Origin of the sequence: Aeromonas sp. sif0611 (assembly GCF_019218845.1) — a bacterium.
Classification (GTDB): domain Bacteria; phylum Pseudomonadota; class Gammaproteobacteria; order Enterobacterales; family Aeromonadaceae; genus Aeromonas; species Aeromonas media.
In genome coordinates, this window is the sequence record NZ_JAHUWU010000001.1 from 728,923 (window position 1) to 752,594 (window position 23,672).

Genomic DNA, 23,672 nt, shown 5'->3' on the forward strand with positions numbered 1-23,672 from the left:
GCCCCATGACGAAACGGGGTGCCCCATCGCTGGAGCACCCCGTTGCGTCACAGGAGCGGTGAGCCGGACTAGCCCTTCAGGCTGTCCAGATCCTTCTTCGCCCGCTCCAGCTGGGTGATGCGCGCCTCGATGCGGGCCAGGGTCAGCTTGTCGCTGGTGGTGCCGCGGGCCACGATCAGCTCGTCGATGGCCGCCTGGTAGTCGCCGCGCAGGGAGAGGGTCTCCGCCCGTGCCATGTGCAGATCCGTCATCCGTCCCGCCTTGCGATAGGCGTCCGACAGCAGGCTCCAGGCCAGGCTGTTCTCGTCGTGCTCCCGGGCATAGGGGTCCAGGATGGCGATGGACTTCTGGTAATTGCCCCCTTCCAGATAGGCGTTGCCGAGGTTGACCACTACCACCTCGTTGTCCGGCATCCGGGTGCGGAAGCGTTCCAGCCGGGCGATGGCTTGGGCGCTGCGCCCCTTGGCGAGATCGATGTCGGTCAGGGCATCCACCACGAACAGATCTTCCGGATGGCGGGCGGCCAGCCCCTGCATCAGGGTATCGGCCTCGTCGGTGCGCTTGAGCTGCAACAGGGCCAGCGCCTTGCCATAGGTGGCGGCGTCCTTGAGAGGGTAGTCCCCCTTCTGCAGGCGGCTGTCGAAATAGGTGAGCAGCGCCTGGGGGCTCTCGGTGCCATAACGCACCTGGATGCGCACCTTGGCCAGCCAGAAGTCGAGACTGGGGGGCAAGGCTCGGCGGCCATAGCTGCCCGCCCGGGCGCGGGCTTCGCTGATCCGGGTCTCGGGTAGGGGGTGAGTGAGCAGCATCTCGGGCGGCTTGCTGGCGTAGCGATACTCCGCCGCCAGCTTCTGGAAGAAGTTGGCCATGCCCATGGGATCGAAACCGGCGTCATACAGCGTCTTCATGCCGATGCGATCCGCCTCGTATTCGTTGTCACGGGTATAGTTGATGGCCGACTGCATGGAGAGCCCGAGGGTAGTTTGCAGCGCGGCGATACCGGCGGTGGGGTTGATCACCGCGAGCGCGATGGAGCCCACCAGGCCAGCCAGGGTCATGGCCGAGCTGCTCGCCTGCGCCTCCATGTAACGGGCGATGTGGCGCTGGGTCACGTGGGTGATTTCGTGCGCCAGCACCGAGGCCAGCTCGCTCTCACTGTCGGCGTAGAGGAAGAGGCCGGTGTGCACCTTGACCCGCCCGCCGAGGAAGGCGGCCGCGTTGATGCTGGGATCGTTGATGAGGAAGAAGGTAAAGGGGAAACGTACCCCGTCGGCATTGGTGAGCAATCGCTGACCCAGATCGTCGATGTATTCGTTCAGCACGGGATCATCGATGATGGGCAAGCCCGCCCGGGCGAACCGCATGAAGGCGTTGCCATAGCGCACTTCCTGCTCGATGGGCAGGGCCGCGACCCCGGCGGTGCCGATGTCGGGCAACTGGTTGTTCGCCTGGGCATGAAAGGTGGCACCCATCAGGGAGACCAGCAGGGGAAGTGATGCCATCAAGGGGGAAAAGCGGGCCACTGTGTTTCTATCTCCATCAGAAAGTGCTCGGGGGCAGAATACCCTTGCCCATCAAGGCCTACAAGCGTTGTTTCGCCCTCCCATCGCGGCCATAATGACGACCATCACGCACCATGGAGCCTCCCCCGATATGGAACCGCACTGGGAACAGCTCGACCTGACCCCCTGGCGCTGCCCGGAGCCGCTGATCCGGCTCAAGCTCTGGTTGCGCGGCGCCCGGGCCGGTCAATCCCTGCTGATCCTGCTCAAGGATCCCGGCTCCCGCCAAGACATTCCGGCCTGGTTGCTGCGGCAGGGCCATCAGGTGCAGCGCCTGCAGGAGTCGGAAGCCGCTCTCACCCTGCTGCTCGTCGTCCAAAACCGGCCATCATGATGGTGCCAATGCCCATGATATGGCCCAACACCGGATCGACCCTTTCCATCGCCATGACCCGATAAACCAAGGAAGCCTCGATGTTAGATGTATTGAAGCGCTGGTATCAGACCCGTTTTTCCGACCCCGATGCCGTCACCCTGTTCCTGCTGCTGGTGTTCTGCTTCGCGGTGCTCTGGCTGTTCGGCGATCTGCTGGCGCCGCTGCTGGTGGCCGTGGTGATGGCCTACCTGCTGGAGTGGCCGGTCAGCCGGCTGCAACGCACCGGGCTCTCCCGTACCTTCGCCACCAGCCTGGTGCTGCTGCTGTTCATCACGGTGACCACCCTGATGGTGCTGGGCCTCATTCCCACACTGGTGAGCCAGGGCGTCAACCTCGCCAAGGAGGCGCCGTCCATGCTGGCCCATGCCCAGGACGCTGTGCGCACCCTGCCACAGAAGTACCCGGAGATCATCGACGTCAGCCTGGTCGAGACCATCATCGACAACATCCGCCAGCGCATCCTGACCGGGGGCGAGCAGTTGGTGAGCGCTTCGCTCAGCTCCCTCATCAACGTGGTGGCCATCCTCATCTACGCCATCCTGGTGCCCCTGATGGTGTTCTTCATGCTCAAGGACAAGCAGGTGCTGATGGGCGGCCTGCGTCGCTTCCTGCCCCGCAACCGCACCCTGGTCAACCGGGTATGGGTGGAGATGAACGACCAGATCATCAACTACATCCGCGGCAAGGTGATCGAGATCCTCATCGTCGGGGTGGCGACCTATGTGCCCTTCGCCCTGATGGGGCTGCGCTACTCGGTGCTGCTGGCGGTGGCGGTCGGTTTCTCCGTGCTCATCCCCTACATTGGGGCCGTGGCGGTGACCGTGCCCGTCGCCATGGTGGCCCTGTTCCAGTGGGGACTGACCCCGGACTTCGCCTGGCTGATGGTAGCCTATCTGGTCATTCAGGCCCTCGACGGCAACCTGCTGGTACCCCTGCTCTTCTCCGAGGCGGTCAACCTGCACCCGGTGGCCATCATCATCGCCGTGCTGGTGTTCGGCGGGCTCTGGGGCTTCTGGGGCGTCTTCTTCGCCATTCCCCTGGCGACCCTGGTGAAAGCGGTGCTCAACGCCTGGCCCAAACGGGACGATCTTCCCCGCCCCGCCCCCTGATGACGGAAGAGGCCGCCGCCTCTTTTCTGTTATTGCCGCGATCTCGTCGACCACAGACTCCGTTCCCGCCTGAATCCAGGCGGGACACTGTGACGCTATCGACTTGAATTTCAAATAAAAACAGGCTTCACTGACAAGGTCATCGGCAGTATGCTCTGGCAGCCCCGACTCTGAAGGATCAGTCCATGCCCCCTGTTCGCCCCCTGCACCGCGCCGCCCTTGGCGCGCTCCTGACCCTGTTGTTCGTCACCCCGGCCCGGGCCGAGGTCGATCTCGGCTCCCTCGATATCTTCGTGCAGGACAGCCCCACCAGCCCGGTGCCCAAGGGGCTGGTGCTGGGCGGTGCCGTCATCGGTGGCGATGCCCGCTATCAGGGGCAGGACGACACGGCCCTGGCGGTGCCGGGTGCCGTCTACTTCGGCGATCAGTTCATGTTCCTCGGAGACAGGGCCCGCTACTACTTCCACAAGGATGACAACTTCGCCGCCTACGGTTACGGCCGGGTACGCTTTGGCAATCTCGACCCGGACGATGCCCCCGAACTCGCGGGCATGGAGCAGCGCAAGTGGCAGCTGGAAGGGGGCGTCGGCGCCAGCCTCATCACCCCCTACGCCCTGCTCAGCACCCGCCTCAGCACGGACGTGACCGGGCGCAGCAACGGCCAGGAACTGCTGTTGTGGGCCGACTTCCCCATACTGCGGGACAAGCTGCTCATCATGCCCGGCATGGGGATGATGATCCGCAGCGACAAGATGGCGAACTACTACTTTGGCGGCGTCTCGGGCAGCGAAGCCAGGGCACAGCGCCCCGAGTGGGACACGGGCACCACCCTCTCCCCCATGGTGGCCATCATCACCAGCTACCGTTTCAGCCCCCACTGGATCGGCATGTTTGCCGCCAACTACGAACGCTACGACGACGACATCGCCAACAGCCCCATCGTCCAGCACGATGGCGAACTCTACGCTGGCTTCGGCGTGGGCTATATCTGGTAACCCCATCCGGCAGGACTGAATAACAGAAAAGGAGCCCATGGCTCCTTTTCTTGTGCTATCGGGCAATGCATCACCCTTGCAACCCGGCCAGGAACTCGGCCAGCGTCCGGTTGACGAACTCGGGGTTCTCCAGGGTCGAGATGTGGCCCGCAGCCGGTATCTCCCTGAAGGGGCAGTTCAGCACCTCGGCCATCAGATAGCCCTCCAGCACCGGGCGCGCCTTGTCCTCGCAGCCTGTCATCACCAGGCTCGGCATCGCCATCTCTTCGAGCCACTCGATGCGATCCTCCCGGGTCACGAAGCTGCGCCCCACCGCCACCAGACTCGCCACCAGGTCCGCTGGCCACTGGGCGAGCCGCGCCTTGAAGCCGCTCATCAGGGCGGGATCCGGCTCATGGGCGAAGAAGAGCGGCGCCACCTGCTCGATGATGGGGGCCGGCAGGGTGCCCAGCTGCTCTATCATCGCCAGCATGCCGAGGTAGCGCTCACAGGGGATCTGGGGCTCCCAGCCAACGAAGGTATCCATCAGCACCAGTCCCTTGAGCCGCGCCGGGGCCATGCGCGCGAGCTCCACGCCCCACATGCCGCCAATCGACAACCCCACCAGCACGCACTGCTCGATGTGGAGGGCATCGAGCAGTGCCAGGTGATCTCGGGCCAGGGTTGCCAGGGTGCAACCACCGTCAGGGAGCACGTCGGAATCACCGTGGCCCCACAGCTCGGGGACGATGCAGCGATAGCTGCCCTTGAGCGCCTCGACTTGCGGCGCCCACATGGCACTGTCCCACAGATAGCTGTGGCCAAAGAGCAGCACAGGGCCCTGCCCCTCGTCCAGATAGGCCATGCGGCGACCCGCTATCTCCATAAAATGCTTCATGTTATCTCCTGTTGCCAGCGGCTGATGATGAGACGGCCGTGCAAAATCGCCATAAATGGCTTCGTTTTTTCTATTGCCAGCGGTTGATGAGGCGGCAGTATCAATCGCCATACATTGCCTCATGTTTTCTTCTGTCTTGCTGCCAGCGATGGGGCGGCAGTGTAACACGTCGGCCTTGGCAGTGGCGCCTCCCTGGGGCAAGCTGGGGCAACCCACAGAAAGGACTCGAACAGGAGAAGACCATGCAGAAGGAAAAGAGCAAGAAACGCCCGCGCCTGGACAAGAAAACCTATGAGCACAGCCTCGCCCGCCTGCACGAGGAACTGGTCAAGCTGCAGGAGTGGGTCAAGCAGGAGGGACTCAAGGTGGTGGTGCTGTTCGAGGGACGCGATGCCGCCGGCAAGGGGGGCGTCATCAAGGCGATCACCGAGCCGCTCAATCCTCGGGTCTGCCGGGTCACCGCCCTGCCCGCCCCCTCGGACAGGGAACGCACCCAGTGGTACTTCCAGCGCTATGCCGCCCACCTGCCGTCGGCGGGCGAGATGGTGCTGTTCGATCGATCCTGGTACAACCGGGCGGGAGTGGAGCGGGTGATGGGTTTTTGCACCGACGCCGAATACCGCGAGTTTCTGCGCGCCTGCCCCGAGTTCGAGCGGATGCTGACTCGTTCCGGCATCACCCTCATCAAGTACTGGTTCTCGGTCAGTGACGAGGAGCAGGAGAAGCGCTTCAAGGAGCGCATCAACACCCCCATCAAGCGCTGGAAGTTCAGCCCCATGGACCTGCAATCCCGCTCCCGCTGGGTGGAGTATTCACGCGCCAAGGATGACATGTTCACCTACACGGATACCGAGGACTGCCCCTGGTTCGTGGTCGATGCCGACGACAAGCGTCGCGCCCGCCTCAACTGCATCGCCCACCTGCTCGGCAAGGTGCCCTACGAGGCGATCCATTACGAGCCCATCACCCTGCCCCCCATCAAGACCGAGGGCTATGAGCGCCCGCCCCTGACCAGCCAGACCTTCGTGCCCGACATCACCGCCGACCTCGAAGCCTGAACCCTGCCGGCTCGGTTACCGAAACGACAGGCAATAAAAAGCCGGTCTTTCGACCGGCAAAAAGGCATTGAATACTAAAGAAAACCAACGCAAAAAAATCATCAAGTACGGATATATCTGGCGGTGCGCGGGAACGCCTGCTCCTTGGCATCGAACAGGTAGCAAGCCTCCGCCGGAATGCCGACGCTGTACTCCTGACCCGTGGCCACGTCCACGTCTGAGCTGGCCTTGACGGTGAAATCGTGACCATCCACGTCCATGTAGACGAAGGACTCGGCACCCAGGTGCTCGGCTACCTGCACCACGCCGCTCACCTTGCTGTCGGCATGGGCATGATCGAGCGGTACCAGGTGCTCGGGACGAATGCCCAGCTCCACCTTGTCACCGACTGCGCCGCTGCGAGCATCGACCCGGGCACGCACGGTGTCGCCGGAGGTCAGCTTGACCACGCACTCCTGTTCGCCGATCTCCAGCAGCTCGCCCGCCAGGAAGTTCATCTTGGGGGAGCCGATGAAGCCCGCCACAAACTTGTTGTCCGGGTTGTGGTAGAGCTCAAGCGGGGTGCCGAACTGCTCCAGGTTGGTGGTCGCCTCGCCCTTGAGCGGGCTCAGCACCACGATGCGGTTGGCCAGGGTCATGGCCTCCACCTGATCGTGGGTCACGTAGATGATGGTGGAGTTGAGCTCCTTGTGCAGCTTGGCGATCTCGATGCGCATCTTGACCCGCAGGGCAGCATCCAGGTTCGACAGGGGTTCATCGAACAGGAACACCTGCGGCTGCTGGACGATGGAGCGGCCGATGGCCACCCGTTGGCGCTGACCGCCGGAGAGCGCCTTGGGCTTTCTGTCCAGCAGAGGCTCGAGCCCCAGGATCTCGGCGGCACGCATTACCCGCTTGTGGATGTTCTCCTTGTCCATCTTCTTGAGCTTCAGACCGAAGGCCATGTTCTCGTAGATGTTCATGTGCGGGTAGAGGGCGTAGGACTGGAACACCATGCCCACGTTGCGCTCCACCGGCGGCACGTCGTTCATGTAACGACCGCCGATGGTCAGCTCACCGCTGGTGATGTCTTCCAGCCCTGCGATCATCCGCAGCAGAGTGGATTTGCCGCAACCGGACGGGCCGACGAAGACGATGAACTCCCCTTCCTTGATGGCGAGGTTGATGTTGCGCAGCGTGTCCTTGTGGACCGCCGGATCGTAGTTCTTGCGAACATTGTTGAGTACTACTTCAGCCATGACGAGCTCCGCTCTTGAATCTTTGCAAATCGTGACGGCCGGGGGAGCCTGCTCCCCCGGCCATTAACCTTAACCTTTCACACCGCCCGCGGTGAGGCCACCGACCAACCAGCGCTGCGCCATGAGGAACACCACTGTGATGGGCAGACCGGACAACACGGCGGCTGCGGCGAAGTCACCCCACAGATAGTTCTGCGGATAGAGGTATTGCTGGGCACCGACCGCCAGGGTCAGGTTGTTCACATCCTGCAGCAGGATGGAGGCCACGGGCACCTCGGTGATGGAACCGATGAAGGCCAGAATGAACACCACCGCCAGGATGGGCACCGACAAGGGCAGCAGGATCAACCGGAATGCCTGCCAGGGAGTCGCACCATCGATGGCCGCCGCTTCCTCGAGGGAGGAGTCGATGGTCTCGAAGTAGCCCTTGATGGTCCACACGTGCAACGCGATGCCGCCCATGTAAGCCAGGATCAGGCCGCCGTGGGTGTTCAGACCCAACCAGGGGATGTAGTCACCAATCTTGTTGAAGAGCGCATAGATGGCCACCAGTGCCAGCACCGCCGGGAACATCTGGAAGATCAGCATCCCCTGCAAGATGGTCTGCTTGCCACGGAACCGCAGGCGGGCAAACGCATAGGCACAGGTGGTGGAGAGCACCACTATCATCAGGGCGGTGATGCCCGCGATCTTGATGGAGTTCCACAACCAGGTCAGCACCGGGAACGGTGGCGGCGTGATGCTGCCATCGGCGTTGGTGATGGACATGCCGAGCGCCAGCTTCCAGTGATCCAGAGTCGGATTGGAGGGGATGATCTCCCCCACCGAGAAGTTGCCGTTACGGAACGAGATGGCGATAACCATGATCACCGGGAAGATGATCAGTGCGAGGAAGCCCCACATGACCAGGTGGGTTGCCCACACCCGGTATTTCACTGATTTGGGTTGTACGATAGCCATTGAAAAGCCTCCTTACAGCTTGTCCGCTTTGGACAATTTCAGGTTGAGCAGTGCAAGCGCGCCGACGATCAGGAAGATGGCGGTGGCGATGGCACTGGCCAGACCGTAGTCCTGACCACCCGAGCCCTGGAACGCGATCCGGTAGGTGTAGTTCACCAGCAGATCCGTGGTCCCGGCCGGGGTACTGGCCCCTATGATGTCCGGCGCGCCGTTCGTCAACAACTGGATAAGCACGAAGTTGTTGAAGTTGAAGGCAAAGGATGCAATCAACAGGGGCGTCAGCGGCTTCATCAGCAGCGGCACAGTGATCTTGAAGAAGTTCTGTACCGGACCCGCACCGTCCATGGCGGATGCCTCATAGAGATCTTCCGGGATGGCCTTGAGCAGCCCCATGCAGAGGATCATCATGTAGGGATAGCCGAGCCAGGTGTTGACGATGAGGATCATCACCTTGGCCAGGAAGGGGGTGGTGTACCAGTCCGGCTTGATGCCGAACGCCGCTTCCAGGAACAGGTTGATCTCGCCAAAGTTCTGGTTGAACAAGCCCTTGAACACCAGGATGGAGATGAACGCCGGTATCGCATAGGGCAGGATCAGCATGACACGGTAGAAACCGCGTCCCCTGAGTTGCTCCCACTGCACCAGACACGCCATCACCATGCCGATGGCCAGGGTGAAGGCCACGGAACAGGCGGAGAAGATCACGGTCCAGACGAAGATCTGCATGAAGGGACCCTGGATACCCGGGTCTGTCATGATGCGTACGAAGTTCTTCCAGCCCACGCTCACCACGAAGCCCGGGGCTATGCCCTTGCCAACGAAATGACCTTCCGCATCGATGTACTGATAGAAGCCGGTATCGCCGTTGGGCAGCATCAGCTCGCCACTCTGGTTGTCACGCAGCAGGTTGCCGTCCTTGATAACGACACCGGACTTGAGCACGGCTCCGTCCACCAGCTGGGTGTAGAGGGGCTTTTGCGCCGCGAACTTGCGCAGGCTGCTCAGGGTCAGGTGAATATTGCCTTCGGGCAGCACCAGATCCAGAGCACTCAGGTGAGTACGGTGATCGACGATGGCACGGATGGGTGCCGCCTGGTCGATCGCTTCCCCGTTCAGGGGTTGCAACTGAACAGCCTGTGGCTCGTCATGAACCCGGCCCTCACGGACGGCCAGTTCACGTGCCTTGTTGTTCAGCAAGGTAAGGGGTTGACTGATAAAGGATTGGTCGTCCTGTTGCAGCAGCAGCTGAAACTGATTGTTCTCACCACCCAGAAGGGTGAAATCGAATTCACCGCCGGTCACCTTATAGATTTTTTTCAGATGGAAATCCCGTGCCTGCTCGAGGGAGAGCAAGTTGGACCCCGAATAGTTGGTGAAGGCGATGCCGATCGTGTAGGCAAGAGGGAAGATGATAAAAACAACCATGCCTGCCACACCGGGGAAAATATAGCGGTGGGCATAGGTCTTCTTGTTCATGAAGACATAGAGACCGACGGAAACGACCACCAGATCGAGCAGGGCAAACACCCACTCACCGCTGGCATACATCATCACGGCCGCATAACCATTAAGCACTGCGATCAGTGCCGCCATGGTCCACTTCAGCCAGACGTACTTGTCTTTCTTCGGACCGGCATAGGATTCAATAGAAGGTACTACTTCCATGCCAATTAACCTTTATTGCGCCAAGAGAGATTTGAGAGAGTGGGAGGCCGTTGCGGCCTCCCCGGTAGTGCGTGCTTACTGGACGATGCGCTTGGCAGCGGTATCCAGGGCTTCGTCAACGCTCTGACGGCCAGAGGTGACGTTCTTGAGGGCAGTTTCGAAGGAAGACCAGAAACGGCTCATCTCAGGCACGGACGGCATCGGCTCGCCATTCTGGGCGTTCTGCATGGTGGCCTTGATGTTGGGGTCGGTTTCCAGAGTCTTCTGGAAGGACTTCAGCGCCACGGCACCCAGCGGCTTGTCGGCGTTCACCGGTGCCAGACCGGCATCGGTCAGCAGGTAGTTCTCGAGGAACTCGATGGCCAGATCCTTGTTCGGGCTGGCGGCGTTGATGGTGGCACCCAGTACGCCGACGAAGGCCTTGGCCGGATTACCCTTCAGGGTCGGCAGCGGCGCTACGCCGTACTTGATGCCGCTCTTGTCCAGGTTGCTCCAGGCCCAGGGGCCGTTGATCATCATGGCCACTTCGCCCTTATTGAACTTGGCATCCATGACACCGTAGTCGATGCCCTTCTCCAGGTGACCGGACTTGATCATCTCGGAGATGTAGCCGACGCCCGCCTTGGCACCCGCGTTGGCCACGCCGGTGTCTTTCACGTCATAACCGGTGGCGGTCTTCTTGAAGGCATAGCCACCGTTGGCAGCCACCAGGGGGTAGCTGAAGTAAGGGGTGTCATAAGCCCACATGATGGCGCGCTTGCCATTTTTCTTCATCTCTTCGTCGATCTTGGCGATCTCTTCGAAGGTCTTCGGCGGATTGGGCAACAGATCCTTGTTGTAAATCAGGCTGACGGCTTCCACCGCGACCGGGTAGCCATAGGTCTTGCCATCGACAGCCATGGCGTCCCAGGCGAACTGCTCGAACTTGGCCTTGGTGGCGGCGTTCGGCGTCACGGGCACCAGCAGACCGGCCTTGACCCACTCACCGTAACGGTCGTGAGCCCAGAAGAAGATGTCCGGGCCGTTGCCAGTGGCGGCGGCTTGCTGGAACTTCACTTCTACCTGATCCGGGTGAGCGACGGTCACCTTGATGCCGGTCTCGGCTTCGAACTTCTTGCCTACTTCGGCCAGGCCGTTGTAGCCCTTGTCACCGTTGATCCAGATGGTCAGCTGACCTTCGTCAATCGCAGCAGTGGCTGAACAAGCCACACCCAGGGTAGCCAGACCGATCAGGGATGACAGCAATTTCTTTTTCATGAGCCTTTCCTTGTATTAGTTCCGCGCTGTAAGAGCATTGTGTGCGAGATGAATATTATCCCAAGCCTGCAACGCCTCACATGACACGCCTCGCATTTTTGAAATGCAATTACGTATTTTCTTCCAGAAAGTTATGAAAACATTTTCTTATTTCAGCGACTTATCGGGATTTATCGCCATATTTTTGGCCTTGCACAGAAAACTAATTACCAAAAAGAAATAAATTTACACCAATGAAAGGGGTTTCACCTCAATGAAAACCCTTTCATCTCCATTATTTTGTTTAATGTGTTAACAAAAGTACCAAGCCGGATTCCAAGTTCATCTCCCCCTTAAATAAAAAGGCATCGGAGCGGACTCCGATGCCTTTTTGCCAGAAATGGCGAGTAGATCACATTATGACTGGCGCAGCAGCTGATCCTTGAGGTTGGGCGGCACACCACGGATGGTCAGCGTGTCGGTCTGGGGATCGTAAAACACCCGACTGTTCAACAGCTTCTGCTCGAAGCTCAAGGTCAGGCCGCCGCCGGAACCGACGAACTTGGTCAGGCCACGCAGGGTGGATCTGTCCGCCGGGAAGCGTTCCTCCAGCTCGTATTCCTGACCGATGAAGCTGTAAAAATCGAGGTCGCCACCTCCCGCTTCTTTTGCGGAGAGCTCCGCCGAGAGCTCCTTGATCTCGATCTCTTCACCGGCGCTCGCCTGTTCGGTGCAATATTTGAAGACCTGTTTCTTGTAATCATTGCGCTCGGCGGGTTCGAGCTGACGGCTGTCGCAGTAATCGTCCACCGCCTGCAGCAAGCCTTTATTTTGCACCTTGGCATCCATGCCCTCGCGGGCACCCAGCAAGTCCATGAAAAAGTCCCCCAGCTTGCGGCCGACCCGCCCCTTGCTGAAGGTGATATAACGGCGAGAGTCCGGCTGGGTTTTCCACTCGGTCAGATCGATGCGGGCCACCAGGTTGAGTTTGCCGATATCCAGATAATGAATGTGACGCAGGTCCAGCGCCTCGCTGACGGTGACGCTCTCCTTGCCCTCCAGCAGGGCAACCATCAGATAATCGACCCCGACATAGTTGTATTTGGCAATCAGCAACACGCCCTGCTCGTCCAAGGCGTGCTCCACCAACTGTTTGACCAGCATCTGGGTCAGGGTAATAGAGAAGGGGACGAATTCGGTCTGCTCGCCAAGCAGCTGTTCGAGGGCGATGCGAAAGGCCGGTGACGGCTGTCTGGGAGCCTCTTCACCTTCTGCCAGCTCGGCGACGTCGGCTTCCGGGTCGGCAAAGAAGCCGAAGCCCTTGCCACCCTTGCCGTTGTAGATGCGATGCAGTTCTGCCATCAGCCCTTGCACCGCCTCGTCGGCAGGCAGAGTCTGACTGCGGGTATCGGCGTGCGGCTGACCGTCATTGCCGGCGCGCAGGGAGTGAAGAATGATCTTGTCGATATCGAGACTCATGTCACAAAGCCATAGTGTTAGCCGAAAGGGTGAAGTATTATAAGGCGCTTTGAACCGAGATGAACCCAAGATTATGCCCATCGTATCAAAGTACAATAACGAGCAGTTTGACGCCCTGATGAACGACCTGATCACCGCCCTGGAGAAACACAAGGCGCCGGTGGATCTCAGTCTCATGGTGCTTGGCAACCTGACCACCAACATCATCAACGGTATGGCCCCGGCCCAGCGTCAGGCGATCACCGAGAAGTACATCCAGGCGCTCACCGCCTCGGTGGATCATCGCCACGATGCTCACTGAGTTTCTTCGCATTCTTTGATGTTTTTCAAGCAGATGGATCATTATGGTCGAAACCGGCAACCCCTATCGTGATAATGTCTCTCGCCTGATCACCTGGGGGCATTGGTTCTCCTTCTTCAACATCATCCTGGCCATGCTGATCGCGACCCGATACCTGGGTTCCATCAGCTGGCCATCGACCACGCTCGGGGTCACCTATCTCATCATCAGCTGGATAGGTCACTTCTCGTTCCTGAGCTTCGTCACCTATCTGCTGACCGTCTTCCCCTTGAGCTTCGTGCTGCCCAGGGAGAAGCCGCTGCGCTTCATCTCGGCCATCATCGCCACCCTGGCGCAGGTGCTGCTGCTCATCGACACCCAGGTGTTCCAGCTGTTCAAGTTCCACTTGAATGGCCAGGTGTGGCAACTGCTGCTGGATCAGGCCCAGACCGAAGAGGGCTCTATCTGGAGCATCATCTTCGTCGCCGTGCCCACCATCTTCCTGCTGCAACTGCTGCTGTCGGCCTATGTGTGGCGCAAGATCAACAAGCGCAAACGCCGCCAGTACGGCAATCAGGTGGGGCTGGCCTTGCTGGTCTGCTTCATGCTGACTCACCTCGTCAACAGCTGGGCCGATGCAACCCTGTATCAGCCCATCACCATGCAGCGCGCCAACTTCCCGCTCTCCTACCCCATGACAGCCAGAAGCTTCCTGGCCAAGCATGGCTGGCTCGATCTCGAGCAGTATGAGAAGAAGGCAGAGAACCAGGGTAGCGCCGAGCATCGCCTGCTCTACCCCCTGCGCCCCCTCAGCGTGAGTGCCCCGGCCGAGCACAAGAACCTGCTGGTGGTGGTGGTCGACTCCTTGCGGGCCGACATGCTCAACAACATCAACATGCCCAATCTGCAGCGCTATGCGGATCAACACCTCAACTTTGCCAACCACATGAGTGGCGGCAACGATGACGCCATGGGGATGTTCAGCCTCTTCTACGGGCTGCCGGGCCACTACTATGGCGATATCCGTGCCGACAAGCGTCCGCCGGTGCTGTTCGACGAGATGCTGCGCCAGGACTACCAGTTCGGCTTGTTCGGTGCGCTGGAAGATGCCCAGCAATATCAGCAGAGCCTGCTCGCCGGCCTGCGCAAGCAGGTGTTTGTCTCCCGCCAGACCGACGATACACGCCTCATTGGCGACTGGCAGCAGTGGCTTGGCACACGCACGGCGGACAGACCCTGGTTCTCTCTGGTCTATCTCTCTAGCCCGGGAGATTATCAGGTGCCCGCCAGCCTCAAGGGCCCCTTCCAGCCCGAGCTGACCCGGTTCAACCCGGCTACCGCCTACAAACCCGAGAACCTGCAAAAGCTGGAGAATCGCTACAAGAACTCGGTGTTCTACACCGACCAACTGCTGGAGCAGATGCTCTCCCAACTGCAGCAGCAGGGGCTCGGCGAGCAGACCATAGTCGTCATCACCTCCAATCACGGCCAGGAGTTCAACGAAACCCAGAGCAACAGCTGGGGCTATGGCAGCAACTACTCCCCCTATCAGGTGCAGGTTCCCCTGGTCCTCGCTTGGCCGGGGATCGATAGCCAGCCACAGGAGCAGGCAAGCAGCCACCTGGATCTGGTGCCGACCCTGATGAAGAGCATGCTGGGGGTACGCAATCCCCCTCGCGACTACAGCACGGGGCGCAGCCTGTTCGACACCAGCCCGCGCAACTGGCTGCTGGCTGGCGATCAGAATGACTTTGCCATCTATCAGGACAACACCATCACCCAGTTCAACAAGCAGGGTGACTTCGAACTGCTGGATCGCGCCACCTATCGCCCCATCAAGCACGGCACCCCGGACATGGGAGCCATGATCCAGGTGATGAACGAGCTCAACCGCTTCTATCGCACCCCATAGGTGCTCACACGCCTCCAACCAGCCCGCCTTCTCGGCGGGCTTTTTATTGTCTCAAGATCCAGGCGGGACACTCCACTTCCCCTCCCCCGGTCAGTGCCCTTCGCAAGCATATGCCCTGCACCTACTGATTCATCTCTCAAAAAAATCAATTCGATCAAGATCATAAAACAAAGATGATAATGATTATCAATCGTTGATGGAAAGAGGTTCATCTGCAATAATCCGCGCCCTTCAGGTTTAAATGAAAATCATTATCAACAATGAAAACACTGCTTCACTACTGGCCCATGCTGCTGTCCGGTACAGCCCTGGCCGCCAGCGATCCCGTTGGGACAGATCCAGAACCCAGGGCCCACGAGACCATAGTGGTCAAGGGGCAGCGCATCGAGCAGAAGCTGTCCGATGTCTCAGGCTCCATCACCGTCATCACACAAGACGATCTGGATCGCCAGGTCGCCACCGAGCTCACCGACGTGTTCAAGAACGAACCCGGGGTCTCGGTGACCGGCTCGGCCGGTCGGCCGCAGAACATCATCATCCGCGGCATGGGCGGCAACCGGGTGCTCATCATCAAGGATGGGGTGCGGGTCAGCGACGGTTTCGGCGCCGACGACCTCAACGACAAGGTGGGCCGTTTCAGCTTCGATCTCGATGACGTCAAGCAGATAGAGGTCGCCAAGGGTGCCGGCTCCTCTCTCCATGGCTCCGACGCCATCGGCGGCACCATTGTCATCTCTACCAAGCAGCCGGAGGACTACCTGCAGGGGCAGGATACCTATCTCGGCAGCAAGGTGTTGCATGACGGTAGCAGCGACAAGCAGAAGCTGAGCGCCACCGGCGCCGCCCGGGTACTGGATAGCGAGCACCTGCTGCGGGTCTCCGGCTGGCAGGGGCACGAGACCGCCAACTATGACGAGAGCCGCATCCCGGCGGATCTGGACGGCCTCAGCGCCTCCACCAGCTCCCGCTTCCCGTTAAGCGATCACCACCTGCTGCGCCTGGAGCTCGACTACTTCGAGGACAATGCGAAGCGGGATCAGGGACCGCGCGAAGTGCCACAGCCCGACGGCAAGTGGCAGGTGCGCCAATACCACGAGCAGGGCAGCCAGCGCACCCAGGGGGGCAAGCTTGGCTGGGAGGCGAGCGATCTCGGCAGTCTGCTGGCGGATCAATTCACCTGGAGCCTCTATGGCAACCACTCCAAGAACAGCGCCACCAAGCGCAGCCTGCTGCAAAACGACCTGCTGAGCGGCTATCCCCGCTACCGCAGCGAGCGGGAGCTCTCCACCTTCACCGAAGAGAGGGTCGGCAGCGAGCTGGACGTACGCCGGGATCTCGTCACCGGCACCATCGCCCACAAGCTGAGCTACGGCGTCGAGCTGGAGCGTACCCGCCACGAGCGGCCGGTGGAGAAGTTGAGCCTGGAGGCGGGGGTGCCCCAGCCCAGCCAGTCCGAGCCCTTCAGCAGTGCCCGCACCGACCGGGCCGGCGTCTGGCTCGGCGACGTGGCGACCCTGGGCCGGTGGCAGTTCACCCCCACCCTGCGCATGGATCACCAGTGGCTGCGCCCGCAAGATGGCAACCAGGGCGAGAACCACAGCTGGCATCTCTCCCCGAGCCTGGCCACCAGCTACCGCGTCAACGAGCAGTGGCGCAGCTGGCTCAGCTATGCCAACGGCTTTCGGGCCCCCTCCTACGACAAGGTGTACGGCAACATTCCCCACTACTTCGCCCTGCCGCCATTCCAGATCATCGCCAACACGGATCTGAAGGAGGAGACCAGCCACAGCTTTGAGTGGGGGCTCAGCGGCGAGGGGGAAAACTGGAGCATCAAGCCGGCCCTCTTCTACAACCGCTACTACAACTTCATCGACTGGCGCGAGGTGGGGCTGCGCCTGAGTGACGGCGTCATCCTGCGCCAGTACCGCAACGTGGCCAAGGCCGAGACCTGGGGCGCGGAAATCGCCGCCAGCTACTGGCTGACCCAGGAGTGGGAGCTGGCCACCAAGCTCGGCTGGGTCGACGGGGAAGACAGCCAGGGCGAGGCGCTGCGCACTCTGACCCCGCTGGAGGGCAACACTCGCCTGAGCTACCAGACCCATGACTGGAGCCTGGGGGTGCAGGCGGACTACGCCGCGGCCATGGACAGAGTGCCCAGCTGCGGCAACAGCCTGACCAAGAGCCAGGATGCCTGCCTCACGAGCGCGGGCTGGTTCAGTCTCGCCATGACGGCGGACTGGCTGATCACCGATGCCCTCAAGGTCAACCTCAAGCTCGATAACCTGTTCGACACCCGTTACACCCGCTATCAGGACGTGGCCGGGCTGGAAGCCGGTACCGACGCCTCCCTCTTCACCCAGAGCGGGCGCACCTTGAGTGCCAGCCTGCGCTACACCTTCGTGGGGATCTGATGCACAGCCTGTTTGTACTGGCCAGCCTGCTGGCCACCCCAGCCCCTGCCGCCCCGCTTCCTGGGGCAACCCAGGAGGCAGTACCCCTTATCCCCGAGCGTCCACAACTGATGAAGGGGGAGATAGCCCGCCTCGATCCCTATGGCGGCTGGCGTGACGACAGCCGCCGCTCCCCCGAGCTGCTGGCGCTGCTGCGCGAGCAGAATCGCTGGACCGACGAGCAACTCGCCGCCCAACAACCCCTCGAAACAACGCTGCAAGGGGAGTGGCAGGCCAGGGAGCGGGGCGAGCCCCTGCCAGAGGAGTGGCTGACTCAGGCGGGCAGTCAGTGGCGCATGGAGGCGGACGGCAGCCTGTGGCAGCGCAGCGACGCCCGCTCTACCCCCCGCCAGCGGCTGGCCCCCCGTCAGCCCGCCGAGGGTTACTACGAGATCGCCGCCTGGGCCCTGCACCCGGATGGCCGCCTGCTTGCCCTGGCCGAAGACAGCCGTGGGGACAGGGACTACCGCATCACAGTGCTGGATCTGGAGAGTGGCGAGACGCTCACCACCCTGACCCACAGGGCCAGCGACCTGCTCTGGAGCCTGGATGGCAAGACCCTCTACACCATCGCCAACGAGCGCCATACCCTTCGTCCCTGGCAGCTGTGGGCCTGGCAGGCCGGCAAGGAGGCGCTGGTGCACCAGGAGGCCGATCCCGCCTGGCTGCTCAGCCTCTATCGCACCACGGACAACCGCCACCTGGTGCTGCAGAGCAACAACCACGACGGCTCGGAGCAATACCTGCTGGATGAGGGCGGCCCGAGCCTGCTCAGGGCCCGTGAACATGGGCTCGAATACTATCTGGATACCCTGGGGGAGAGGGTGCTTGTCAAGAGCAACCGGGACGGGGTCATGGGGCTTTATCAGGTGCCCAGCCTGACGAGCCTGGCGGCTGGTCCCTGGCAGCCCCTCTGGTCCGGCGAGGGCCGGGAGCTCGAGAAGTGGCGCCTGTTTGCCCGCCACACAGTGCTGCAATACCGCAAGGCAGGGGACGACTGGCTCGATGTGCTGGATGCAGAGGGCAAGCTGACCCACAGCCTGGCGCTCACCGAAGGAGCCGGCACGGCCTGGATCCAGGGGGCCCATGCTCCCGCCAGCCAGCAGATCCTGATCCGCCGCCAGGGCATGGCCGAGGCGCCGCACCAGCGCTGGCTGGATCTCGCCTCCGGTCAATGGCAAGCCGCTGACAAACCGGTCGCGAGCCCCCTCTATCAGAGCGAGCGGCGCTGGGTGGTGGGCAAGGACGGCGTCCGGGTGCCGGTTTCCCTGGTGTGGCGCAAAGAGATCCAGGCGCCCAAGGCGCTGCTGCTCTACGGCTATGGCGCCTACGGTACCCCCATGCGCCCCTACTATCAGCCCCAGGTGCTGAGCCTGCTGGATCGCGGCTTCGTCTACGCCATCGCCCATGTGCGCGGCGGGGGTCTGCTGGGGGAGGCGTGGTACAAGGAGGGTCGCGGCCAGCAGAAGCAACACAGCGTGGACGATTTCCTGGCGGTGGCAGACAGCCTGGCCCGGGATCCCGCCATCGATCCCGACCGGCTGTTCGCCATGGGGGGCAGCGCCGGCGGCCTGCTGGTGGCGGCGGCCCTCAATCAGGCACCGACCCGCTTCGCTGGGGCCGTGTTGCAGGTCCCCTTCGTCGACCTGCTCGGCACCATGCAGGATCCCGAGCTGCCCCTCACCCGCCAGGAGTACGGGGAGTGGGGCAATCCGGCCATCCCGGCCGACTATGCGGCCATGCGCCGCCTGAGCCCCTACGACAACCTGCACTCGGTCCCCTACCCGCCCCTCTATGTGACGGCCGGGCTGCACGACAGCCAGGTGCCCTACTGGGAGCCGCTCAAGTGGCTGGCCCGCCTGCGGGCCCACAGCACAGGGGCCGGTCCCTATCTGCTGCACACCGAACTCGACGGCGGCCATCTCGCCAGTGCGGGCACCGCGCAGCAGAAGGCTGCCCGTGAATATGCCTTCCTGCTCTCCCTGGCTGGAGTCCGTCACTGATGTCCGCATTCACCTTTTCTGTTTTGGAGTCACCCATGAAACCCTCCTCCCTGGCCCTCTGGCTGGCGGCAACCCTGCTCCCCCAGCCCCTGCTGGCGGCCGAACTGCAGTTTGTCGATGAGCCCCCCCTGACCACCACGCCCCAGGCCTGGCTGGAGCAGCGCCTCGGCGTGACGCTCACCCCCGACTACGACAGGGCCAGCCTGCTCGGCCATCACCATAGCTTCCGCATGCTGGTCAACGGCCTGCCGGTGGCCACCACCCAGGCCGCCGTCAGCATAGACGGCGCCGGCAGACCCTGGCGCCTCTATCACAATCTGCGCCCCTTGCAGAGCGCCGCGCCCGGCTGCGATGCCAGCACCAGCCTGGATCCCCTGCTGGACTTGCTGCGCGCCGACGGCAGCCGGATAGACCCGCAGGGGCCGGTCGAAGCCTGGTACTGGCGTGACGGCGACACCCTGGTGCCGGCCCTGCGCCAGCGGGTGAGCGAGCACAAGGAGGGCAATGCCAAGGCCACCCGGGTCCAGCTGTTTGCCAGTTGCGAGGGGGATCGCGAGCTCGGCCGCTGGGGCGATCAGGCAAGCACCCAGGCGCAGCGTACTCCGGATGCGGGGGATCAGCGCGTCCTGGCGCGGGTGTTCGATCCCGATCCCCGCACCCAGCTGCAAGACGCCAGCCTGGTCTGGCACGAGGCCCTGGTGCTGGCGGATGCCGCCTATCAGGACAAGGTCTCCCTGCCGGTCAGCCTGCAGGACTCGGACTATGTGCTGAGCGGCCCCCACGCCAGGGTGGTGGATGCCATCGAGCCCACTATGGCCCCCTACGGGACAGACAACCAGCAGGCCTTTCGCCTGACCCGGGACAACCCGGGCTTTGCCGACATCAACGCCTACTACCACCTGGATCTCGCCCAGCGCCACCTCAAGGCCCTCGGCTTCACCGACCTCATCCCCGGCGCCCTCGACGTCGACACGGACGCAGGCTATCAGGACAACTCCCTCTATGATCCGTTCGAGCGCCGGCTGGAGCTGGGCCGCAGCGGCGTCCCCGATGCCGAGGATCCCATGGTGATCTGGCACGAATTCGGCCACGGGGTGCAGCACCACATAGTGCCGGATCTCGGGGAAGAGGGGGACTGGGGCGCCATCGGCGAGGGCTTCGGCGACTTCCTGGCCGCCAGCCATCGCCAGCGCAGCGAGGCGGGCCGCCAGTTCGAGCCCGCCATGGTGTTCAACTGGGATGCCCGCTTCACCGACCGCACCCCGCGCCAGCTGGACGATGCTCGGGCCCGCTACCACCCGGACTACAACTACCCGGCCCACCGCACCATCAACGGCAGCAACGGGGATCAGCTGTGGGGCACCCCGCTGTTCCAGGCCCTGCTGGCGTCGGTAGCCGAACACGGGGAAGAGGCGCGGGACGAGTTCGATCGCCTCGTCATCGAGTCTCACTTCGGCTTAGGGCCCGCCATCCGCATGCCGCAGCTGGCCCGCATTACCGTGGACACGGCGGCACGCCTCTATCCGGCGCGCTCCTATGCCCGCCATCTGGAGCAGGCGTTTCGCCAGCACGGGCTGCTGCAGGCCCCCGTCAACATCGCCCTGGCCGAGGGCAGCGCCCTTGCGCTGGGGCAGCGTCAGTCGGTGCAACTGAACCTCAGCAACGCCGGCAGCAGCCCGGTGACCCTCAACGCCCTGACCCTGTCCCTGCCCGCCGGCTTGCAGGCCGATCCCCTGGCCTGGTCAGCGACCACCCTGGCGGCCGGAGCCAGCCTCACCACCACAGTGCGACTGCTGGCCGCCAGCCCGCTGACCTGTGGCGACGAGATGAGCCTGCCGGTGAGCCTCGCCATGAGCGGCACCAGCCCGACCGAGCGTCAGTGGCAGCAGTCCCTCACCCTGCCCATAGGCACCCCCGTCATCAGCCGGGCCAACGGCCAGCCGCTGACCCTCAAGGATGCCCAGAGCGAGGAGATACGCGGCATCAGCGAAACCAGCCTGGTGCTGGAGAAGAGTGACGCCCGGGTGAGCGATCGCCTGCAGCTGAATCTGGACTTGCAACACCAGGCCCTGGATGAGCTGGAGATCTGGCTCAACTCCCCCTCAGGCACCCGCATCCAGATCTGGGACAAGGGATACAGCCCGTTGCCACGGCTCAAGGGGGTCTTCCCCACCGAGCTGCTGCCCCTGCAGCCCTTCACCCCCCTGGTGGGAGAGCCGCTGGCCGGTCGCTGGACCCTGGAGGTGGTGGACAGCAAGCCGGGCCATCAGGGGCGCATCACCGGCTGGAGCATCAGCCAGCGCACAGGCGCCCAGTGTGGTGAGCCCGTCGCCCCGCCGGATGACGGCATCATCCACTTCGACACCGCGGACAGCAGCGGGGGCGGCACTGTCAACCTGCTCTGGCTGCTGCCGCTCACCCTCTGGCGCCGCCTCTGCCGTCGCGGCTGATCCATCCCCATAAAAGTAAAGAGGGGCCAAGGCCCCGCCAAGGACAAGAAATGAAGATGAGAATGACCCCGCTGGCCTGTCTGCTGGCCCCCCTGCTCAGCGCCTGTGGTGGAGGCGGATCCGATGAGGCGCCCCTGACCGCGCCGGACTACCGTCTGACGGTCAACCTGCCCGCAGCAGGCACCCTGTGCGTCAACCTGAACCAGAACGACAACTGCGAGCCAGGCGAGCCTGTGGTCAGTGGCGAGGCTGGCGCGCGCCAGTTGAGCGCCAGCGCCCCCGGCCTGCTCACCAGCCCCTTGCTGTTCATCCCCCGGGATCCGGGCGCCCTGACCCTGACCCACCCGGCGGCGCGCCTGGACGATCAGCACCTCACCCCCACCCCCTTGAGTACGCTGTTGCAGACCAGGGTCGCGGACGGGATCCCGCCAGCCCAGGCCCTGACCGAACTGCTGCTCGCCCTGGCGCCCCTGCAACCGGGTCAGGGACTTGCGGCCCTGGTGCAGCTGGAGGAGTTCAACAGGGCACTGGAGGCGCTCGCCCTGACGACACGGGATGACGCCGCCAGCCTGCCCGGTCTCGCCACCGGCGAGCGCCAACGCCAGATCTGGCAGGGGCTGGTTACCCTGTTGCCCGAGCTCGCCCGGCACTTTGCCGCAAGCCCCGAGCTCCTGAGCCAACAGGCCAGACTCGCCGCCGTGCTGATGCAGCAGCAACCCCGGGCGTTGGTGACCGCCAGCGGCGTCACCACCTACACGGACGGGGTGGATTACCTGCTGACCCAGGAGCCTGCGGATCACCCGGGCCAGGAGGCGAGCCTGGGCCAGGCGCCCCTGCGCTATCGCAAGCTGGACGGCAAGGGGCAGCCCCTGGCGGACAATGCCGACGAGTGGGAGTGCGTGGAGGATCTCAACACCGGCCTCGTCTGGGAGAAGAAGCTCGATGATGCCGACAGCCCGAGGGATCTGCACAAAGTCTTCGCCTGGGAGTTTGGCAACTATCACCCCAGTCAGGCGGAGCTGGATTATGCCTGCCCAGAGGGGGAGGCCATCTGCTCCACCGAGGAGTATCGTCAGTGGCTCAATGGACAACGACTCTGCGGCATAGGGCACTGGCGCCTGCCCACGGCCCTGGAGCTCGGCAGTCTGCAACACTACGGCTCCCTCGCCCGCCAGGATGGCCAGCTGGTCAGCCTGGATGTGCGCTACTTCCCCGACGTCGGTCCCTCGAGCGGCGACTTCAATGGCAGCTACTGGACCCAGACCCTGACCCCATCCCGACGCCTCGAGAGCGTCCCCATCGCCGTCATCAGCCCTCAGTTCCTGGGGGAGGATGCGGGCACCGATTACCCCTATGGCGTCCAGAACGAAAATGAAATCAATGCCATACAACTGCGCCTTGTGGCCGAGGTAACCCGATGAACAAGTATCTTCTGACTCTGCTGCTCACCCTGTGCAGCCCGCTGGCACTGGCCATCGCCATCTGCGACGACACCCTGCCGCGCACCAGCCCCAGCTCCCGCTTCCTGGATCGCGGCAACGGCACCGTCACCGACCGGGCCTCCGGCCTCACCTGGATGCGCTGCCAGCTCGGCCAAAGCTGGCAGAATGGAAGCTGCAGCGGCGAGCCGACCCGGCTCTACTGGCAACAGGCCCTGCTGACCGCAGAGCGGATCCGCACCGAGCCGAGCCATGCCCTCCACGGTTTCGGCGGGCATACCGATTGGCGCCTGCCCACCATCAAGGAGCTCACCAGCATACTGGAATCCGCCTGCTACAAGCCGGCATTGAACGAAACCCTCTTCCCCCGCGCCATGGCCGGGGACGGCAAGGAGGTGAACGACGGCTATGTCTACCTCTGGTCCTCGACCCCGGTGCCCGCCAGCAAGGGCGTCGCCTATCTGGACATCACCAGTGGCGCCGTCGGCATGCGGGCCCCCGGCTCCTGGGCAAAGCAGGTGCTGCTGGTAAGGTGAGCAGTCCGGGCGGGGACTCCCCTGCCCGGAATTCCCCCGAATGGCCC

The 23,672-nt window shown here is 62.8% G+C and carries 18 protein-coding genes; 11 read left to right on the forward strand and 7 right to left on the reverse strand.

Translation table 11 applies throughout. From position 1 onward, the window contains the following. Positions 1-68: 68 nt before the first annotated feature. A complete protein-coding gene (locus tag KW824_RS03145; protein WP_353852146.1) occupies positions 69-1,523 on the reverse strand; it encodes a M48 family metalloprotease in 1,455 nt (484 codons plus the stop codon). A gap of 130 nt (positions 1,524-1,653) precedes the next feature. Here KW824_RS03145 and KW824_RS03150 point away from each other — a divergent pair, with 130 nt between their 5' ends. From KW824_RS03150 to KW824_RS03160, 3 genes are all read left to right on the forward strand, one after another. After that, complete coding sequence (locus tag KW824_RS03150) at positions 1,654-1,896, forward strand: sulfurtransferase TusA family protein (protein WP_218408881.1); 243 nt, start codon at positions 1,654-1,656, stop codon at positions 1,894-1,896. A gap of 80 nt (positions 1,897-1,976) precedes the next feature. After that, positions 1,977-3,047: an AI-2E family transporter gene (locus KW824_RS03155; protein WP_218408882.1), complete on the forward strand. Its 1,071-nt coding sequence runs from the start codon at positions 1,977-1,979 to the stop codon at positions 3,045-3,047. A 185-nt stretch (positions 3,048-3,232) separates the two neighbouring features. Next, positions 3,233-4,042, forward strand: a complete 810-nt coding sequence (locus KW824_RS03160; RefSeq protein ID WP_218408883.1) for a MipA/OmpV family protein — start codon at positions 3,233-3,235, stop codon at positions 4,040-4,042. A gap of 70 nt (positions 4,043-4,112) precedes the next feature. Here KW824_RS03160 and KW824_RS03165 read toward each other — a convergent pair whose 3' ends face one another. Continuing rightward, positions 4,113-4,919 (reverse strand): alpha/beta fold hydrolase, encoded by an 807-nt coding sequence (locus KW824_RS03165; RefSeq protein ID WP_218408884.1) that lies wholly within the window; start codon positions 4,917-4,919, stop codon positions 4,113-4,115. Between the two features lie 242 nt (positions 4,920-5,161). On the opposite strand from KW824_RS03165, the gene ppk2 reads away from it, so the two are divergent. Beyond that, positions 5,162-5,977 carry a polyphosphate kinase 2 gene (gene ppk2 / locus KW824_RS03170; protein ID WP_042648271.1) on the forward strand — a complete coding sequence of 272 codons (816 nt, stop codon included), beginning with the start codon at positions 5,162-5,164 and terminating at the stop codon, positions 5,975-5,977. Between the two features lie 101 nt (positions 5,978-6,078). On the opposite strand, the gene KW824_RS03175 is transcribed toward ppk2, so the two are convergent. The 5 genes from KW824_RS03175 to yejK all read right to left on the reverse strand — a co-directional run bounded on the left by KW824_RS03175 (position 6,079) and on the right by yejK (position 12,555). After that, positions 6,079-7,215, reverse strand: a complete 1,137-nt coding sequence (locus tag KW824_RS03175) for an ABC transporter ATP-binding protein (protein ID WP_043130037.1) — start codon at positions 7,213-7,215, stop codon at positions 6,079-6,081. Positions 7,216-7,284: 69 nt separating this feature from the next. Continuing rightward, complete coding sequence (malG, locus tag KW824_RS03180; protein WP_025326477.1) at positions 7,285-8,175, reverse strand: maltose ABC transporter permease MalG; 891 nt, start codon at positions 8,173-8,175, stop codon at positions 7,285-7,287. 12 nt (positions 8,176-8,187) lie between these two features. Beyond that, the gene (gene malF / locus KW824_RS03185) at positions 8,188-9,840 is read right to left on the reverse strand and encodes a maltose ABC transporter permease MalF (RefSeq protein ID WP_005328158.1); all 1,653 of its coding nucleotides are present in this window, start codon (positions 9,838-9,840) and stop codon (positions 8,188-8,190) included. A 75-nt stretch (positions 9,841-9,915) separates the two neighbouring features. Next, positions 9,916-11,097, reverse strand: a complete 1,182-nt coding sequence (gene malE, locus KW824_RS03190) for a maltose/maltodextrin ABC transporter substrate-binding protein MalE (RefSeq protein WP_005328161.1) — start codon at positions 11,095-11,097, stop codon at positions 9,916-9,918. A gap of 396 nt (positions 11,098-11,493) precedes the next feature. Next, entirely contained in the window at positions 11,494-12,555 is a 1,062-nt protein-coding gene (gene yejK / locus KW824_RS03195; protein ID WP_043130040.1) for a nucleoid-associated protein YejK, read from the reverse strand. 73 nt (positions 12,556-12,628) lie between these two features. Between yejK and KW824_RS03200 the strand changes: the two genes are divergently transcribed. The 7 genes from KW824_RS03200 (at position 12,629) to KW824_RS03230 (ending at position 23,625) form a co-directional block, all read left to right on the forward strand. Then, positions 12,629-12,856: a DUF1414 domain-containing protein gene (locus KW824_RS03200; RefSeq protein WP_011705556.1), complete on the forward strand. Its 228-nt coding sequence runs from the start codon at positions 12,629-12,631 to the stop codon at positions 12,854-12,856. A 43-nt stretch (positions 12,857-12,899) separates the two neighbouring features. Next, complete coding sequence (locus KW824_RS03205; protein ID WP_218408885.1) at positions 12,900-14,747, forward strand: DUF3413 domain-containing protein; 1,848 nt, start codon at positions 12,900-12,902, stop codon at positions 14,745-14,747. Positions 14,748-15,007: 260 nt separating this feature from the next. Then, positions 15,008-17,158: a TonB-dependent hemoglobin/transferrin/lactoferrin family receptor gene (locus tag KW824_RS03210; RefSeq protein WP_218408886.1), complete on the forward strand. Its 2,151-nt coding sequence runs from the start codon at positions 15,008-15,010 to the stop codon at positions 17,156-17,158. Next, on the forward strand, positions 17,158-19,200 hold the full coding sequence (locus tag KW824_RS03215; protein WP_218408887.1) for a prolyl oligopeptidase family serine peptidase: 2,043 nt from the start codon (positions 17,158-17,160) through the stop codon (positions 19,198-19,200). The genes KW824_RS03210 and KW824_RS03215 overlap by 1 nt, the downstream gene beginning before the upstream one ends. 35 nt (positions 19,201-19,235) lie before the next feature. Beyond that, entirely contained in the window at positions 19,236-21,650 is a 2,415-nt protein-coding gene (locus KW824_RS03220) for a proprotein convertase P-domain-containing protein (RefSeq protein ID WP_218408888.1), read from the forward strand. Between the two features lie 62 nt (positions 21,651-21,712). Continuing rightward, on the forward strand, positions 21,713-23,071 hold the full coding sequence (locus KW824_RS03225) for a DUF1566 domain-containing protein (RefSeq protein ID WP_218409083.1): 1,359 nt from the start codon (positions 21,713-21,715) through the stop codon (positions 23,069-23,071). Next, a complete protein-coding gene (locus KW824_RS03230; RefSeq protein WP_218408889.1) occupies positions 23,068-23,625 on the forward strand; it encodes a DUF1566 domain-containing protein in 558 nt (185 codons plus the stop codon). Before KW824_RS03225 ends, KW824_RS03230 begins: the two co-directional genes overlap by 4 nt. The last annotated feature ends 47 nt before the right edge of the window (positions 23,626-23,672 follow it).

What these genes read in the sequence shown, in the direction of transcription:
- KW824_RS03150 (WP_218408881.1), top strand. Translation starts at nt 1,654, where the DNA reads ATGGAACCGCACTGGGAACAGCTCGACCTGACCCCCTGGCGCTGCCCG.
- KW824_RS03155 (WP_218408882.1), top strand. Translation starts at nt 1,977, where the DNA reads ATGTTAGATGTATTGAAGCGCTGGTATCAGACCCGTTTTTCCGACCCC.
- KW824_RS03160 (WP_218408883.1), top strand. Translation starts at nt 3,233, where the DNA reads ATGCCCCCTGTTCGCCCCCTGCACCGCGCCGCCCTTGGCGCGCTCCTG.
- KW824_RS03165 (WP_218408884.1), bottom strand. Translation starts at nt 4,919, where the DNA reads ATGAAGCATTTTATGGAGATAGCGGGTCGCCGCATGGCCTATCTGGAC.
- ppk2 (WP_042648271.1), top strand. Translation starts at nt 5,162, where the DNA reads ATGCAGAAGGAAAAGAGCAAGAAACGCCCGCGCCTGGACAAGAAAACC.
- KW824_RS03175 (WP_043130037.1), bottom strand. Translation starts at nt 7,215, where the DNA reads ATGGCTGAAGTAGTACTCAACAATGTTCGCAAGAACTACGATCCGGCG.
- malG (WP_025326477.1), bottom strand. Translation starts at nt 8,175, where the DNA reads ATGGCTATCGTACAACCCAAATCAGTGAAATACCGGGTGTGGGCAACC.
- malF (WP_005328158.1), bottom strand. Translation starts at nt 9,840, where the DNA reads ATGGAAGTAGTACCTTCTATTGAATCCTATGCCGGTCCGAAGAAAGAC.
- malE (WP_005328161.1), bottom strand. Translation starts at nt 11,097, where the DNA reads ATGAAAAAGAAATTGCTGTCATCCCTGATCGGTCTGGCTACCCTGGGT.
- yejK (WP_043130040.1), bottom strand. Translation starts at nt 12,555, where the DNA reads ATGAGTCTCGATATCGACAAGATCATTCTTCACTCCCTGCGCGCCGGC.
- KW824_RS03200 (WP_011705556.1), top strand. Translation starts at nt 12,629, where the DNA reads ATGCCCATCGTATCAAAGTACAATAACGAGCAGTTTGACGCCCTGATG.
- KW824_RS03205 (WP_218408885.1), top strand. Translation starts at nt 12,900, where the DNA reads ATGGTCGAAACCGGCAACCCCTATCGTGATAATGTCTCTCGCCTGATC.
- KW824_RS03210 (WP_218408886.1), top strand. Translation starts at nt 15,008, where the DNA reads ATGAAAACACTGCTTCACTACTGGCCCATGCTGCTGTCCGGTACAGCC.
- KW824_RS03215 (WP_218408887.1), top strand. Translation starts at nt 17,158, where the DNA reads ATGCACAGCCTGTTTGTACTGGCCAGCCTGCTGGCCACCCCAGCCCCT.
- KW824_RS03220 (WP_218408888.1), top strand. Translation starts at nt 19,236, where the DNA reads ATGAAACCCTCCTCCCTGGCCCTCTGGCTGGCGGCAACCCTGCTCCCC.
- KW824_RS03225 (WP_218409083.1), top strand. Translation starts at nt 21,713, where the DNA reads ATGACCCCGCTGGCCTGTCTGCTGGCCCCCCTGCTCAGCGCCTGTGGT.
- KW824_RS03230 (WP_218408889.1), top strand. Translation starts at nt 23,068, where the DNA reads ATGAACAAGTATCTTCTGACTCTGCTGCTCACCCTGTGCAGCCCGCTG.